Raw genomic sequence first — 16,571 nt, 5'->3', positions numbered from 1 at the left:
TTGACCGAGAAATACACTCAGATCGCAGGAGTGACACAATGTGTCCCGATGTGACATATGTGACCCCGAAGTGTCCCGAGGAGAGACGATATGACGATGAAAAGACTATACGCCGGGGCGAAACTTCGTGAGATAAGACAACGACTTAACCTCACCCAGAAGGAGTTTGCGAACAAGCTCGGCGTGTCCCTCCCGTACGCCAATCAAATGGAGAATAACAACCGGCCGATCTCGACGACCGTTGTTCTGGCACTGGCGCAAGAGTTTGGTATGGATGTGACCGAACTCAGCACAGGGGATAGCGAACGATTGGTTTCGGACATGCGCGAAGCACTGGCCGATCCGGTGTTTGCCGAAACAGTACCCCCTCTGGCTGATCTCAGGCTCACCGCTTCAAATGCGCCCGCGCTTGCACGCGCGTTCATCGAGTTACACCGCGCCTATCGCCAGACCCATGAACGCCTCGCCTCGCTCGACGAGGCATTGGGCCGCGAGGATGCCCGTATTCAGGCCAGCCCATGGGAAGAGGTGCGCGATTTCTTTCACTACTGCGACAATTATATTGACGCCGTTGACCGCGCCGCCGAACGCTTCGCCAGCCGTGCCGATGAAACCAGCGATATTCGGCAAGTCGCCCTGAACAGCCTGACAGAACGCGGCATTCACGTCACTTTCGCCGACACAGAAACCTTACGCAGCTACAATGCTGGTGACAAAACCCTGCGCCTTTCCTCGCGCGCCGCACCACAAACGCAGGTCTTCCAACTGCTGCTGCAGGTGGCGTTGATCAGTCAGGATAAGCTGCTTGAAGCAACGCTAGATTTCGCCCGTTTCCAAAGCGATGAGGCCCGCGCCATCGCCAAGATTGGCCTCGCCAACTATTTTGCCGGGGCTTCGCTGATGCCTTACGGCGCTTTCCTATCCGCAGCGCAGGACTATCGGCACGATTTGGAGCTGCTCAGCAACCGGTTCGGGGCGTCGATTGAACAGGTGGCGCACCGCCTGTCCACGCTACAGCGCCCCGGTGCAAAAGGAATTCCCTTCTTCTTCGTCCGCGTGGATCAGGCGGGCACAATCACTAAACGACATTCAGCTACGCGCTTGCAATTTGCCCGTTTCGGCGGTGCCTGCCCACTCTGGAATGTCCACCGGGCATTCGAGACCCCGGGTCATTTCCTGCAACAGCTAGCCGAGACACCGGATGGCGTCCGCTATATCTCATTGGCTCGTGATGTTTCAAAATCCGGAGGCTCGTTCGGTGCTCCTGTCCGCCGCTACGCCATCGCCTTGGGATGTGAGGTTCGTCATGCCGAAGCATTGGTCTACGCCGATAATCTCGACATAAACAACGCGAGCGCTTACGAGCCCATCGGCATATCCTGTCGCATATGCGAGCGCCAAACCTGCCACCAAAGATCAGTCCCACCGTTAGAGCGCCGCCTGACCATCGACGCCGATAGCCGCGGCACCCTGCCTTATGAGGTCACCTGATCTTCGCCTGGCCATATATATCCTGCGAGTCCGGGGGCAGAGCCCCCGCCTAATACTCAGTTTTTTGACAAGATCGCCCAGATCTCGTCCTTGAGCGCCGCGCGTTTCTTGCGCAAATCAACCTCGGCCAATTCCTCCATCGGTTCGACGTTGGTTTCAGCCCGATGCACGGTGCGGTTGATCTCATGATACTCATCCGCAAGTCGGGCAAAATGCGCATCCGTTTGCTTGAGCTGGCTCATCACTTCGAGCTTGTCGGGGAACTCTTCAGCCAGTTCATGCGGGGTATGAGACATCCAGTTGGCTCCTTGTTTCAGCGTTACAACCCAAGGCTAAACATGACTGTCGCACTCCGCTTTGACGCCGATCAAATTCCGAGCGCAATCAACCAGCTTTCAGGATAAATGCACGCGGTAGGTTTTGGATGTGTCAGCGCTGTGCCGTTGCCCATCTCGGACTTATCCAGGGTTGGTCGTTCGCTTTGGGCAGAGGGTCTTTCTGCAGCAAATGGTCCGACATCTTTTCACCCACCATGATCGACGGCGCGTTCAGATTGCCATTGGTGATTTGCGGGAAAATCGAGCTATCGGCGACGCGCAATCCATCCACCCCAATCACACGCCCCTGCGGGTCGACAACGGCATCCTTGTCATCCGCACGGCCCATGCGGCAAGTCCCGCAAGGGTGATAGGCGCTTTCGGCATGCTCGGCGATAAAGGCATCTAGCTCATCGTCCGACTGAACCTCCGCCCCCGGTTGGATCTCTTTACCGGCAAAGGGTTTGAACGCCTGCTGTCCAAAGATCTCTCGGGTCAAGCGAATGCAGGTTCTGAAGTCTTCCCAATCCGCGTCATGGCTCATGTAGTTGAACCGGATCACCGGCGCGTCTTCGGCTTTGGCAGATCGCAGAGTCACAGCGCCGCGCGAGGGCGACCGCATTGGCCCCACATGCGCCTGAAATCCGTGCCCTTCGGCTGCCGCCTGCCCGTCATAGCGAACCGCCATCGGCAGAAAATGATATTGTATGTCAGGATATTCCACACCCGGTTTCGAACGCACAAAGGCGGCGCTTTCAAACTGGTTCGATGCGCCAAGGCCTGTTTTGGTAAACAGCCATTGCGCTCCGATCATTCCTTTGCTGATCAGGTTCCAATGCTTGTAAAGCGTGATCGGCTGGATCGAGGCCTGCTGAATATAAAGCTCTAGGTGATCCTGCAGATTGGCGCCGACGCCAGGGCGGTCGGCGACCACTTTGATACCGTGCTCAGCCAGGTGTGCTGCAGGCCCAACCCCTGAAAGCATCAGCAGTTTAGGCGAATTGATCGACGAAGCTGCCAACACAACCTCACGCCGTGCCGTGATCACTTCCCGTTTGCCACCCCGGATCAATTCGACCCCGGATGCGCGCCCGGATTCAATAATCACGCGCGCCGCAAGACCCCGGATGATTTCGCAGTTTTGCCGCTTGAGCGCTGGCCTAAGGTACGCATTCGCCGCCGACCAGCGCCGTCCTTTCCAGACGGTCTGCTCCATCGGCCCAAAACCTTCTTGTTTCTCACCGTTATAGTCGCCAGTGACCTCATATCCAGCCTGCTGACCTGCATCGACGAACGCCTTAAACAGCGGGTTTTCACGAGGCCCTCGCGACACGTGCAGAGGTCCATCCGTGCCTCTCCAGGTGTGATCACCGCCATGACCACCATCATGCCAGGTTTCCATGCGTTTGTAGTACGGCAGCACATCTGCGTAAGACCATCCATCTGCGCCCATCTCGGCCCAGGTGTCAAAATCTCGCGCGTGACCGCGCACATAGACCATGCCATTGATCGAAGAAGACCCTCCGATCACCTTGCCCCGAGGGCAAGCAAGTTGACGATTGTTCAGATGTGGTTCGGGTTCGGATTTGTAGCCCCAGTCATATCGCGACATATTCATCGGATAGCTTAGGGCGGCAGGCATCTGGATGAAGGGTCCGGCGTCAGTGCCGCCATGCTCGATCACCAAAACCGAAGCTCCGGCCTCACTCAGACGGTAAGCCATCGCGCAACCAGCAGAACCGGCGCCAACAATGACAAAATCTGCTTCCATATTCGTGTCTCCGTTCACCTTCGGGGCAAGATTTTTCGACGAAAAATCTCCGCACTTCCGACGGGTGCAATTTCAAAAATGTAAAGGATTACTCGCCACGCGGATAACGCTGGCTATCCTCGACATCGTTCAGGTCCATATGATTGCGCATGTACCGTTCAGACGCTTTCTGAAGAGGCTGGTAATCCCAAGGATAATAGCCACCCTGCCGTAATGCCTCGTAAACCACCCAGCGCCGGGCTTGGCTGGCCCTCACATCGGCATCAAAGCGATCCAAATCCCATCGCGCCTCGGATTTAGCACGCAGTGTTTGCAAGGTGCCTGCATGTTCGGGCAGGCCAGCGAGATTTTCCATCTCATGCGGATCAGCCTCGAGATCGAACAGTTGATCGGGGTCCAATGTACAGCGATTGTATTTCCACTTGCCATAGCGCAGAGAGACTAAAGGAGCGTATGAGGCCTCGGCGGCATATTCCATTGCAACCGGCGCGGTTCGGTCTGTGCCCTTTGCCAAAGGCACAAGATCCTCACCATCCGTCCAAGGTGAGATTTCAGCCATATCGACGCCCGCCAACGTACCAAGCGTCGGTGTCACGTCGATCGTCGAAACTGGTGTATCGATGCGACCAACTGGAAGATCGGGGGCCGAAATCATGAGCGGCACGCGGGAAGAGCCTTCGAAGAAAGTCATCTTGAACCACAACCCGCGCTCACCCAGCATGTCGCCGTGGTCGGACACGAACAGTATGATCGCCTCTTGCCGCGTCGTTTCCAGAACCTCCAGTATCTCACCGATCTTGTCATCCAGATATGAGATATTGGCGAAATAGGCGCGACGGGATTTGCGAATATCCTCGGTCGTTATGTCGAAGCTGCGCCAGTCATTGGCATCGAAAATACGTTTGGAATGCGGGTCCTGATTGTCATATCCCAGATCCGCGATCTGTGGCTCAAGATGCTCACAGTCTTCATACAGATCCCAGTACTTGCGTCGCGCCACGTAAGGATCGTGTGGGTGCGTGAAGCTGACGGTCACACACCAGGGGCGATCATCCTTGCCGCGTGCAAGGTCATATAGCTTGGCCTTGGCGTTATAAGCGACCTCGTCATCATATTCCATCTGGTTGGAAATCTCGGCAATGCCTGCCCCAGTGACCGAGCCCATATTGTGATACCACCAGTCGATGCGCTCACCGGGTTTACGATAATCCGGCGTCCAACCGAAATCTGCCGGGTAGATATCAGTAGTCAGACGATCTTCGAACCCGTGCAACTGGTCTGGGCCAACAAAGTGCATCTTGCCGGATAAGCAGGTGTAATATCCTGCACGACGAAGGTGGTGGGCATAGGTCGGGATATCGCTGCTGAACTCGGCGGCGTTGTCATAGACGCCAGTGCGCGATGGCAGTTGACCCGACATAAAGCTCGCACGTCCTGGAGCACAGAGCGGCGAAGCAGTGTATGCATTTGCGAAACGCGTTGATCTTGCCGCCAGCTTCTTCAGGTTCGGCGCATGCAACCATTCTGCAGGACCGTCGGGGAAGAGGGTCCCGTTGAGCTGATCCACCATCAGGATCAGAATATTCGGCTTTGTCATTTTTCGGCCTCTAGGAAAACTCTCAGTACCCGCAGCGCATGGGTGACTGCCCGCTGCGGCTCTTGTGGGGAATTCAGTGCAGAGTGGATGTACAACCCATCGATCAGCGCGATCATACCTTCGGCAGCCTCGCTCGGGTCACTCATATGTGGACGTAACGCATGGATCAGGTTCGAGCGGATGCGCGCCTGATAGATTTGCCAGAGCCTCAGCGCATCATCGTTGGTTTGCGCCAAAACATAAAAAGTCATCCAAGCTGCGATAACATCCGGTGTGAAACATGATGGCGCGAAACAGGCACGAATGATGGCCTGTGCGCGCTCTTCCGGATCTGCCGTGCTGAGTTGTGCACGCGCTTCAGATCCAAAATCCGTCAGGATACGCCGCATCGCGGCTAGGAATATCTGTTCTTTGCCCCCAAAGTAATGATGCGCCAATGCACTGGACATACCTGCGCGTTTGGCGATCTGGCTAACGGTGACATCAAGGGATTTTTGCGCGCCAAGCTCGGCGATCGTCGCCTTGACGATCGCGTCTCGCCGGATCGGCTCCATTCCGAGTTTTGGCATCTTCGCCTCTTCGCCATACCTGAGTGCAAGGAAGGCTAAGCGGTTTTTATTGACTCGTCAATCAATAACGGTTCTTGGTTTCGCCGGTGGGGTCTCAGAACCTTGCGGCGGTGTGCCGCCACGGCTCAGCACGGCTTCACGCCAGGTGATGAAGCTGACGGCAGCCAGGATCAGAGTGCCTCCTGCAATTACCCAAATGTCGATGCGTTCATGGAAGGCCAAAGCGCCGAGCAAAGTGGCCCAGATCAGCTGCAGGAACGTCACTGGCTGGGTCACGGCCACCGGGGCAGCCTGCAATGCAAGCGTCATGAAATAGTGCCCCGCAGTCGCAAAGCTGGCGACGATGAAAAGTATACCAAGATCGCGCAGGCTGGGCGGCTCCCAAACCGCGACGGCGAAAGGGATAAGCGCGATTGTGACCCATATCGAAAGATGGGCAACAACGGCTGAGGGACGGATATCACGGACCATGACTTTGGCCAGCAGATAGGAACCACCAAGCGCTAGTGCAGCCCCTAGCATCGCTATGTGGCCGGGCAAAATTTCGCGAAAGCCCGGGCGCAGGATGATCACTACTCCAATCACAGCAACACCAATCGCGGCGATACGACGAAAAGCTAGCTTTTCACCCAAGAACAGTGCCGCACCCACCGTGACGTAGATAGGTGTCATGTAATTCATCGCGGTCACCTCGGCGAGGGGGATGCGCGTCATCGCAAAAAACCAAAGCATGACGGCGATGGCGTGGACCATTCCGCGTAGTCCAAACAGCGTTAGATTGCGCGGGGTCAATGGAGTTCCGAGGATCGCCCGGATTGCGGGCAAAAGAAACACCAGACCCAGGACATAGCGCAAGAATGCCGCTTGAATGGGGTTCATGCTGGTTCCCAGCACCTTCACCAGCGCATTCATGCCCACAAAGGACAGCCCGGCCGCAAGCATCCAAAACATGCCAACAAGCGGGCGGTGCTGATCATTAGGTGAGGTCATACAAACGGTTGAACACCGAATTCTGATCCGGGACAACCCTTCACATGATAACAAGTTTCAACGCGATCATAAGCATCACGATTCCGATGATAAAATCAAGAATCTGCCATGCGCGCGGGCGTGCAAAAATCGGTGAAAGCACTCTGGCACCGTAGCCGAGCGAAAAGAAGAAAACGAAACTCGAAGTCATCGCCCCTATCGCAAACCCCATGCGATCTGAATATTGGGCCGATATCGACCCGATCAATACGACCGTATCCAGATATACATGGGGGTTGAGCCAAGTGAAGGCCAGCACGGTCAGCATGGCCGCACGCAGGCTGGTGCGCTGCCCTGTTGCGGTATCCATCACCGCCCCACCTTGCCAGGCAGACCAAAAACTTCGTAGGGCGTACCAAATCAGAAACACTGCCCCACCATAGCGCATCACCGCTTCAAACCACGGCGCGGCCTGAGCCAGGGTGCCGAACCCTGCAACACCCGCCCCGATCAGTATCGCGTCAGACACTGCGCAGGTCAGGCACAGTGCAAAGACGTGCTCGCGCCGCAGGCCTTGGCGCAGAACAAAGGCGTTCTGAGCGCCTATCGCCAATATAAGGCTAAAACTCAGGGCAAACCCGGCAATCATTGATGGGAACATGCAGCCTCCTGTCGATGCTCGTTGACTACATGGCCGGTGTGAATCTATCAAATTAATGATGATTACCCAGATTAAGTAACTCTAATGCTCCTCGATCCTCATCAGCTATCAGCATTGGCGGCGATTTTGCGACACGGCAGCTTTGAGGCCGCAGCCGCAGAGCTATCCGTCACCCCGTCGGCTATTTCGCAGAGGATCAAGGCGTTGGAGGATCGTGTTGGTGCGGCCCTCATTCATCGCGGCACCCCATGCATCGGCACTCCGGCGGGTCTGCGGATCGCCCGTCATGCCGAAGATATCGGCCTGTTGGAGGCAAAGCTGGCGCGAGAGCTGACTTTGGATCAGCGTGAAGGTCCGGTGCGGGTTCGCGTCGCGCTACCGGCTGACAGTCTGGCCACATGGTTTATCGACGCGATGGCGCGCGCCGAAGACATACTGTTCGACCTTGTAATTGACGATCAGGACCATTCGGCTGACTGGCTGCGGCGTGGCGACGTAAGTGCGGCGATAACGGTGGGTGGTCAAAACATTACCGGATGCGATGCCATTGCGTTGGGCACTTTGCGCTATTTGCCGACCGCGAGCCCCGGCTTCATGCAACGGTGGTTTTCTGATGGGGTTTCCGCCAAATCCCTGGCACAGGCCCCCTGCTTGACCTTTAACCGCAAGGATAATCTGCAGAAATCCTGGATATATGCCCAGACAGGCAGCCGTCTTTCGCCACCGTCACACTTTCTGCCGTCCACAAATGCCTTTGTTGACGCGGCAATCGCCGGATTAGGATGGGGTATGAACCCCGAAAGCCTTGTAAGAAGAGCGATCGCAAATGGGCAGATCTGCGAAGTAATCCCCGATGCGCCGCTCGATATCGAACTGACCTGGCAGATCGGGCGCGTCCTTGCCCCTGCCCTTGCACCCTTGACCCAAGCGGTACGCCGCGCGGCAACGCAGCAACTGATCGCGCCGGCGGCACATTAGGCCTGCGACTCTGCAGCCTTTTGCGGTTTTGCGATGCGGTAACAGCTAAAAGCCGCCCAGATGCTGGCCAGCACGATAAACACGATGGCAGCGGCAACCTCGTGCATATGTGCAACCGCAGCCAAAATTGCAGACAGTGCAACGGCAGCGAGTCTGCAGATGGATTTGATGGCTGCTGCGCCCTGAATACGTTGTTCCTTGGGCGCAACATCTAAAAAATACAGCTGGCGCGCACTGGAAATTCCAGTTGTCGCCACCGAGACGACAAACAGGGCAATGGCGTGCAAGTGAACTTCGTGATCGATACCGGCATAGTGGAACGCCAACAAAACGATCCCTGTCACTGCGACCAACAAGTTGCCCGCGACCATCACGGTACGGTGTGATTTCATGTTCACCAGTTGCCACAAGGGCGCCGAGACCAGATAGCCGGACGCGGATGAGATGATCATGGCTGTCAAACCCTTGGCCGAGTTGTGATGTGCCTCGGCAGCGATGAGCGCAAAAAACGGAACCGACAGCGACACGACAACCAAAGGAAGCCGCAGAGCCATATAGCGCCGGAACCATGGCTGTTCGAACATACTTACGATGCCGGCGATGATGTTCTGCAGCGATTGACGCCCTGCACCTTTGGGTTTTCCATTACCGGACTCATCGGGGGCGATCTCGGCCATGCCGAGAATGCATAATGCTGAAAACAAGAAAAACACGACCGAGGCCGCAATCACCGCGGAATGCCGCGAGAATGGCGGGTACTCTTTCGTGATCTCGTGTATCAGCAACACCAAGCCGATGGCACAAAGACCTCCCGCGCCCAATTGGAGATAACGGATAACCATCCGGGATTTCGATTTCAGATGATCGCCCAACAAGTCAGACAGCATCAGGGATTGGCTTTCTTCAATAAGCCCAATCATGAAAAAGGCGATCACAAAGGCAATGGCCGTCAATGAGACACTGCCGGTGGCCGCGATCAAAAGGGCCATCAGAAGGCAACCACCAATTCCGATCTCGGTCAGGGCAATCCCGCGTTTCTTCCGCGCCTGCGCAGCAATGGAGCGGGCGAAAAACACGTCCGAGATCATGCTGCCAACCATGCGGATCGACACCAATGCACCGGCAAGGAACATCGGTAACTCCAGCGAGACCGCAAGGAATGGCAATACAATAGACGGGCTGCCCAAAGTCCACGCCACCTGGGAAAGGATACTTTGGCTAGCCAGAACCGGGACATTTCGTCGGGCCGGATCAGTCGATTTACTCGCCATTTGCGATGCTCTGCATGATGTGCCTACGGTTGCCTTTCAGGTCCTTCAGCCTCAATGATCCGAGTTTAATCGCAAGAGGCTTCAGGACCAAGGCTTGTGTAAGACGCGCAACTGCAACAGAAAAACCCGGCCGCTAGGCCGGGTTTGGTTCATCTGGCGTTTGTCCGATACATCAGAGCTGCGCCATAACCTCGTCGGTCGCTTCGAAGTTCGTGGTCACGCGCTGAACGTCGTCGTCGTCTTCCAATGCATCTACCAACTTCATCAGCTTTTGCATGTCTTCCAGACCCAACTCGGTCGTCGTTGTCGGCTTCCAGACCAGCTTGGTGGATTCGGATTCGCCTAGCGCCTCTTCCAGCGCGTTCGACACATCGTTCAGATCCGTATCTGCGCACCAGATGATGTGACCGTCTTCCGAGCTTTCGACATCCTCGGCTCCGGCCTCGATCGCGGCTTCGAAAATTGTATCCGCATCGCCCGCGTCCGCCTGATATACAACCTCGCCCTTGCGGTCGAACATGAACCCGACCGAGCCGGTTTCGCCCAAGTTTCCACCATTCTTAGAAAAGGTCGAACGCACGGTCGAGGCCGTCCGGTTGCGGTTGTCGGTCATCGTTTCAACAATCACGGCCACACCGTTGGGACCATAGCCCTCATACCGGATTTCTTCGTATTCATCGCCCTCGCCTGCTACGGACTTCTTGATCGCACGGTCGATCACGTCCTTGGGCACCGAATTCGACTTGGCCTCTTTCACCGCCAGACGCAGGCGCGGGTTCTTGTCGGGATCGGGGTCGCCCATCTTGGCGGCGACCGTGATCTCTTTCGACAGCTTGGAAAACAGTTTGGACCGCGCGGCGTCCTGACGTCCCTTGCGGTGTTGGATATTGGCCCATTTGGAGTGGCCTGCCATGGTGCGTCCTCGTCATCGTGATTGCGTGTTTGGCGCTCATATAGACGTTTGCGGGGCAAAGGATCAAGAGAGCGGCTTGCCCTGTCTTCGCCCGTGACTATGGTGGCGGTATGACGACAGATCAGATCATTCTTTTTTCCCTTTTCATCGCCGTTTTCGGAATGCTGCTCTGGGGGCGGTTCCGCTATGACCTTGTAGCATTCACCGCCTTGATGATCGCGGTCACGCTGGGTGTGGTGCCCGTTGACAATGCCTTTGCCGGGTTCGGGCACCCGGCCACGATCATCGTGGCGTTGGTGCTGGTGGTTTCTGCCGGTCTGGTGCGCTCGGGTGCAGTGTTCATGATCACGCGCACGCTGGTCGACGCATCGCGCGGATTGGGCGCGCATATCGCGCTAATGGGCGGCATCGGGGCGATCCTGTCGGCCTTCATGAATAACGTCGCGGCGCTGGCGCTACTGATGCCAGTCGATATCCAGACCGCGCGCAAAGCGGGGCGCCCGGTCGGCCTTAGCCTGATGCCGCTCAGCTTTGCGACGATCCTGGGAGGGATGGCCACGCTGATCGGTACGCCACCAAATATCATCATCGCTCTCGATCCGGGCCGAAACGCTGGGCGAACCGTTTCATATGTTCGATTTCGCACCAGTGGGCGGGTTGGCTGCAATTGCGGGGCTGGCGTTCGTCGCGCTGATCGGCTGGCGCCTCATCCCCAATCGCGGCGCGCAGGAAGAAACCTCGGAAGTTTTGGCCGAATACATCGCCGAACTGACGATCCCGCCTGAATCGCCCCATATCGGGAAACGGGTCAGTGAGCTCTATGAGGCCGCCGAGAAATCTGACGTCGCTATCATCGGCCTGATCCGGGACGGAAAGCGACGCTATGGTCGATCAACCCACGCAACCCTGCATGAAGGCGATGCGCTTGTTCTGGAAGCACGCCCCGAAGCGCTGGATGAGTTCCGCGCCGCGCTCAATCTGGATTTCTCGGACGCCCGTCGGCAGGAGGTTTTGACTGCCGAAGGCGAAGGGCTGGAAGTGGTTGAAGTCGTTGTCCCCGAAAGCGCGCGCATCACTGGGCGAACTGCGCAGGCGTTAGGACTGGCCTGGCGACAGAGTACAGTCCTGATGGGCATTTCACGCCAAGGGCGCCGGATCACCAGTCAGGTTCGCAAAACCGAGGTCGAGCCCGGCGACATCTTATTGCTGCTGTGCCCGCGCGACCGAGCACCCGATGTCACCGAGTGGCTCGGCTGCCTGCCCTTGGCCGAGCGCGGCTTGAATGTAACCGCGAATGAGAAAGCCTGGCTTGCCATCGGCCTGTTTGCGGCAGCCGTGTTGGCGGCCAGTATCGGGCTGATCTATCTGCCGATCGCATTGGGGTTCGTGGTCGTAGCCTATGTGCTGACTAAGATCATGCCGATTGCGGATATCTACAACCACATCGAATGGCCAGTGGTTGTATTGCTGGGGTCAATGATCCCATTGGGCAGCGCGCTTGAAACCTCGGGCGGAACCGAGTTGATCGCCAACGCCTTGATTCAGCTGACCAACGGCCTGCCCGCCTGGGCAATCCTGACCGTACTGATGGTCGTGACGATGACCCTGTCCGATGTGTTGAACAACACAGCCACCGCCATTGTCGCGGCCCCTGTTGGCATTCAGATGGCGCGCACGCTTGAGGTGTCGCCAGATCCGTTTCTGATGACGGTGGCCGTTGCGGCGTCTGCCGCGTTTCTGACGCCCATTGGGCACAAGAACAATACGCTGGTGCTTGGTCCCGGAGGATACCGTTTTGGTGATTACTGGCGCATGGGGCTGCCGCTGGAAATCCTGATCATCGCGGTCTCGATCCCCGCGATCCTTGTGTTCTGGCCGCTTTGATGGCTAAAGGCTGCCTATGAAACGCTTTCTGATCCTGCAACTGCGCCCGGAAACCGATGCATCGGATGCCGAATATGCCTCGATACTGGACAAAACCGGGCTGAGCCCTGCGCAAACTCATCGCATCCGGCTGGATTGCGAAGACCTGCCCGAAGGGTTGGATGTCGTCGATTACGCTGGTGTCATCGTGGGTGGGGGTCCCGGCTGCGTCAGCGACGATCCGACCACCAAATCCGCGCTGGATGCAAAGATCGAAGGCGCAATCATGGGACTGATGCCCCAGATCACTGCGAAAGATCACCCGTTCATGGGCTGCTGCTATGGCTTGGGTATTCTCGCCGTACATTTGGGCGGAGATGTCAGCAAACGGCAATTTGGCGAACCGGTCGGACCGTCCGACTGCCGTCTGACAGAGGATGGCGCCCAAGACGCCTTGACCGCAGGCCTAAAGCCGAAATTCGAAGCGTTTGTGGGACATAAGGAAGCCGTGCAGTTACTGCCGGATGGCTGCGTTCATCTGGTAGCGTCTGACCCCTGCCCGTTTCAGATGATCCGCTGGGGGCAGAATGTCTATGCCACCCAATTCCACCCCGAAGCGGACGCCAAAGATTTTGAACAGCGGATCAACATCTACAAGGACCACGGCTATTTTCCGCCAGAGGATGCGCAAAGCTTGATCGATATGTGCCATGCCGCAGACGTTACGGAGCCGGGTGAAATCCTGCGCCGGTTTGCTCTACGCTACGGGTGACCCAACGGCGTTGTTGCCTGATCTACGACCCCTCGCATAGGCTGGCCCGAATGACTTTGGGAGGAGTTGTTCTTGGACCTGCTTATCAACGTTGGCCTGCCCATTTCGCTGGCCATTATCATGTTGTCACTGGGGATCGGGCTAGAAGCCGCCGATTTCCGCCGGGTTTTGGCGCGGGGGCACCCCTTCGCCATCGGCGCCATCAGTCAAGTTGTGCTGATACCAATGGCTGCCTTCGCGACGGTCACTCTGTTCGGACTGCCCGCTGAAATCGCCGTGGGTGTCATGCTTTTAAGCTTTTGCCCCGGTGGGGTCACCAGCAACATCCTCGCAAAATTTGCCAAAGGTGATGTGGCGCTGTCGGTCAGCCTGACAGCGGTGATCAGCCTGCTGTCCATCGTGACCGTCCCCATTCTGGCCGCATGGTCCATAGATCATTTCATGGGCGAGGCCGCACCCAAAGTTTCGATCAGCGCATTAGCCACCGCGCTGTTCCTGATCACGACCCTACCAGTCGCCATTGGTGTCGCCATACGTCACTTTGCAAGGGGGTTCGCCATTCGGGTCGACGGCCCGCTTTCGACGCTCGCATCGATACTGTTCGTGCTGATCGTCGCGGCGGCACTGGCCGGAAACTGGCAGTTCTTCATCCAAAACCTCAGCTCGATTGGGGCAGCTCTGATCGCGTTGAACGTTGCGCTGTTGCTGATCGGTCTGGGGCTGGCGCGCATCGCCAATCTGACATGGAGTGAGGCGAAAACGATCTCGGTCGAGACTGGCATTCAGAATTCGGCGATGGGAATTACGCTGGCAGCTTTGATCACCGGCACCACGTCCGGCTTCAGCCCACTTGCCGTTCCCGCCGCCGTTTATGGTATCACGATGTATGTGGTCGTAACCCCCTTCATCCTTTGGTTCCGCAGCCGCTGAAAGGACATCCGATGACCAATAACACCGCAGATGCGATCGTGATCGGAGGCGGCCTTGCGGGCCTCTCGGCGGCGGCCGAATTGGGCGACCGGGGCAAGCGGGTGATCGTGCTGGATCAGGAGCCCGAGCATTTTCTGGGTGGACAGGCGTTTTGGAGCCTCGGCGGCCTGTTCATGGTCGACACCCCCGAGCAACGTCGCATGGGCATCCGCGACAGCCACGATCTGGCGCTGCGCGACTGGATGGGCAGCGCGCAGTTTGACCGCGATGAAGACAACTGGCCCCGCAAATGGGCTGAAGCCTATGTCGAGTTCGCCGCAGGTGAAATGCGTCCGTGGCTGCATGAAATGGGGCTGCGCTGGTTTCCCGTCGTGGGCTGGGCCGAACGCGGCGGTTCTTATGCGGACGGACATGGCAACTCGGTCCCGCGCTTTCACATCACTTGGGGAACCGGCCCAGGTGTACTTGAGCATTTTATCCGCCGCGTCCTCGCGCATGTCGACGCCGGCTTGATCCAACTGAAGTTCCGTCACCAAGTCAGCCACATCATTATGCAAAATGGTTCTGCCAAAGGCGTGTCAGGGGAAGTCCTGGCCGATGACGGCATTCAAAGAGGTGGCAAGACCAACCGGGACGAAGTAGGCGAATTCGAAGTCTATGCCCCTTCGGTTATTGTCACCTCTGGTGGGATCGGTGGGAATTTTGAAATGGTGAGACAGAACTGGCCCCGCGACCGGCTGGGTGAACCGCCCAAAGATATGGTGGCAGGCGTTCCGTTTCATGTCGATGGCCGCATGATCCCGATCAGCGAGAAAGCTGGCGGACATGTTATCAACGGCGACAGAATGTGGCATTACACCGAAGGGGTGCGCAATTGGGATCCGATCTGGCCCGCGCACGGTATACGTATTCTACCCGGCCCAAGTTCGATGTGGTTCGATGCGCGCGGCAATCGCCTGCAACCCCCTTGCCTGCCGGGGTTCGATACGCTGGGAACGCTGAAAGAGATCCTGAAAACCGGATATGAATACAGCTGGTTCGTTCTGACCCAGAAGATCATCAAAAAGGAATTTGCACTATCGGGGTCCGAGCAGAACCCGGATTTCACTTCGGGCAGCTGGAAAGAGGTGATCCGTCAGCGCATCCTGTCTGGCACCAAGGCGACCGGCCCGGTCGAGGCGTTCAAGGAAAAGGGCGAGGATTTCGTCGTCGCCAACACGCTGACTGAATTGGTCAGCGGCATGAACCAATTAGGCGGAGGTCTGATAGACGAGACGCATTTGCGCACCCAGATCGAGGCACGGGATTCTCAGGTCGACAATCCGTTTTCCAAAGACGCCCAGATGATGGCCATCCTTGCGGCACGCAATTATCGGGGCGACAAGCTGATCCGGACGGCCAAACCGCACAAGTTCCTCGATCCATCAAACGGCCCGCTAATCGCGGTCAAGCTGCACGTACTGACCCGCAAGACACTGGGCGGGCTGCAGACCAATCTGGACAGTCAGATGATCGGCGCCAATGGACAAATCGTCCCCGGCTTGTTTGCAGCCGGAGAGGTCGCGGGCTTTGGCGGCGGCGGCTATCACGGGTACAACGCGCTAGAGGGCACGTTTCTGGGCGGTTGCATCTTCTCGGGTCGCAACGCAGGAAGGTCCCGCGCAGTGGCCTGATTACTGGGTGCGCACGAATTTCAGTATCGGCTCACCTGCAGCATCGAGCAAAACCATGCTGTCGCCGGCAACGGCATAGTTCGTCACGTTTTGCAGGGCAGCAAAGAACTGATCCTCGACCTCGTCCAGTTCTGGCGGGCACGCCATCAAAGTCGCGGCCATATTGTCTGGAAACTCAAGGCTGTTGCCGGTGATCTCAGCTTGCCCGGAAAACCGGTTGCAACCGCCCGTGCCACCGAACGCACCACCTTGGGCGAAGGAAAGCTGGGGCGGCCGTTTTGTATCGAGCACGGTTCCACCGATACCGATGGCTGTCCACTCAGTCCCTTCCAGGGTCGCGGGGCTCTGAGCACCGGCCTGCACCAGCACAAGATCTGCCGAATTGCCTTCGCCGTTGGTCAGCACGGGATGGACCGTATCCGTCGTAAACAACAGCTCACCCCCGCGATAGATCGATCCGCGTACTGCATAGGTCATACCCTCGCGGATCAGCGCGTCATCAAAAGTCAGCTCAAATTCCGAGGGCACTCCGTTCAACGCATAGCGTTGCGCCGCCAGCGTGACCGCTGCCGCATCGGCCCGAGAGATATCCTGCAATTCGACAAATAGCGTCGCATCCGGTGGCAGGGCGATCCGTTCACGGTAGGTTGCCGTGCCAGTGACTGTTCCTGCCGAGCTTTGGCTGCCCAGCAAGGCCAATACGATTGCTCCGGCCACAATGGCCTGCCCGAGTTTTGGAAAAGGCATGATCCCATCCTTTCACATTCATCTTAGGCAAAAAGATTGTGACGATATC

General features: G+C 57.3%; 14 protein-coding genes and 1 pseudogene. 6 read left to right on the top strand and 9 right to left on the bottom strand.

What is annotated here, in order from left to right:
• Window positions 1-90 precede the first annotated feature (90 nt).
• Window positions 91-1,491 (top strand): helix-turn-helix domain-containing protein, encoded by a 1,401-nt coding sequence (locus AC1DFB_RS02855; RefSeq protein WP_480922090.1) that lies wholly within the window; start codon window positions 91-93, stop codon window positions 1,489-1,491.
• Between the two features lie 56 nt (window positions 1,492-1,547).
• Here AC1DFB_RS02855 and AC1DFB_RS02850 read toward each other — a convergent pair whose 3' ends face one another.
• The 6 genes from AC1DFB_RS02850 to AC1DFB_RS02825 form a co-directional block, all read right to left on the bottom strand.
• Window positions 1,548-1,787, bottom strand: a complete 240-nt coding sequence (locus AC1DFB_RS02850; protein WP_480922089.1) for an HP1242/YdcH family protein — start codon at window positions 1,785-1,787, stop codon at window positions 1,548-1,550.
• 133 nt (window positions 1,788-1,920) lie between these two features.
• Complete coding sequence (betA, locus tag AC1DFB_RS02845) at window positions 1,921-3,579, bottom strand: choline dehydrogenase (protein WP_170563896.1); 1,659 nt, start codon at window positions 3,577-3,579, stop codon at window positions 1,921-1,923.
• A gap of 88 nt (window positions 3,580-3,667) precedes the next feature.
• Window positions 3,668-5,176, bottom strand: coding sequence for a choline-sulfatase (gene betC, locus AC1DFB_RS02840; RefSeq protein WP_170594688.1), 1,509 nt, complete (start codon window positions 5,174-5,176; stop codon window positions 3,668-3,670).
• Window positions 5,173-5,745 (bottom strand): choline-binding transcriptional repressor BetI, encoded by a 573-nt coding sequence (betI, locus tag AC1DFB_RS02835; protein ID WP_170392164.1) that lies wholly within the window; start codon window positions 5,743-5,745, stop codon window positions 5,173-5,175. The genes betC and betI overlap by 4 nt, the downstream gene beginning before the upstream one ends.
• Before the next feature lie 57 nt (window positions 5,746-5,802).
• Window positions 5,803-6,735: a DMT family transporter gene (locus tag AC1DFB_RS02830; protein ID WP_170392166.1), complete on the bottom strand. Its 933-nt coding sequence runs from the start codon at window positions 6,733-6,735 to the stop codon at window positions 5,803-5,805.
• A gap of 40 nt (window positions 6,736-6,775) precedes the next feature.
• Complete coding sequence (locus AC1DFB_RS02825; protein WP_480922088.1) at window positions 6,776-7,375, bottom strand: LysE/ArgO family amino acid transporter; 600 nt, start codon at window positions 7,373-7,375, stop codon at window positions 6,776-6,778.
• A gap of 84 nt (window positions 7,376-7,459) precedes the next feature.
• On the opposite strand from AC1DFB_RS02825, the gene AC1DFB_RS02820 reads away from it, so the two are divergent.
• Window positions 7,460-8,353: a LysR family transcriptional regulator ArgP gene (locus AC1DFB_RS02820; protein WP_170392170.1), complete on the top strand. Its 894-nt coding sequence runs from the start codon at window positions 7,460-7,462 to the stop codon at window positions 8,351-8,353.
• On the opposite strand, the gene AC1DFB_RS02815 is transcribed toward AC1DFB_RS02820, so the two are convergent.
• A complete protein-coding gene (locus AC1DFB_RS02815; RefSeq protein WP_480922087.1) occupies window positions 8,350-9,624 on the bottom strand; it encodes an MFS transporter in 1,275 nt (424 codons plus the stop codon). The two genes, AC1DFB_RS02820 and AC1DFB_RS02815, sit on opposite strands and share 4 nt — an antisense overlap.
• A gap of 172 nt (window positions 9,625-9,796) precedes the next feature.
• Complete coding sequence (locus tag AC1DFB_RS02810) at window positions 9,797-10,537, bottom strand: YebC/PmpR family DNA-binding transcriptional regulator (RefSeq protein ID WP_170352472.1); 741 nt, start codon at window positions 10,535-10,537, stop codon at window positions 9,797-9,799.
• A 110-nt stretch (window positions 10,538-10,647) separates the two neighbouring features.
• Between AC1DFB_RS02810 and AC1DFB_RS02805 the strand changes: the two are divergent.
• The 4 genes and pseudogenes from AC1DFB_RS02805 (at window position 10,648) to AC1DFB_RS02790 (ending at window position 15,775) form a co-directional block, all read left to right on the top strand.
• Window positions 10,648-12,421: pseudogene (locus tag AC1DFB_RS02805) on the top strand (SLC13 family permease).
• Between the two features lie 16 nt (window positions 12,422-12,437).
• Window positions 12,438-13,172: a glutamine amidotransferase gene (locus tag AC1DFB_RS02800; protein ID WP_170801923.1), complete on the top strand. Its 735-nt coding sequence runs from the start codon at window positions 12,438-12,440 to the stop codon at window positions 13,170-13,172.
• A 72-nt stretch (window positions 13,173-13,244) separates the two neighbouring features.
• Window positions 13,245-14,102 (top strand): bile acid:sodium symporter family protein, encoded by an 858-nt coding sequence (locus tag AC1DFB_RS02795; RefSeq protein ID WP_170801924.1) that lies wholly within the window; start codon window positions 13,245-13,247, stop codon window positions 14,100-14,102.
• Window positions 14,103-14,113: 11 nt separating this feature from the next.
• Window positions 14,114-15,775: an FAD-binding dehydrogenase gene (locus tag AC1DFB_RS02790; protein WP_480922086.1), complete on the top strand. Its 1,662-nt coding sequence runs from the start codon at window positions 14,114-14,116 to the stop codon at window positions 15,773-15,775.
• Here the strand turns inward: AC1DFB_RS02790 and AC1DFB_RS02785 are convergent, their stop codons facing one another.
• A complete protein-coding gene (locus AC1DFB_RS02785; protein ID WP_170401560.1) occupies window positions 15,776-16,522 on the bottom strand; it encodes a YbaY family lipoprotein in 747 nt (248 codons plus the stop codon).
• Between the last annotated feature and the right edge of the window lie 49 nt (window positions 16,523-16,571).

Source organism: Ruegeria sp. S84 (assembly GCF_056583445.1).
Note: the sequence above shows the minus strand (reverse complement) of the source record. Positions and strands in the feature narration are given on the sequence as shown.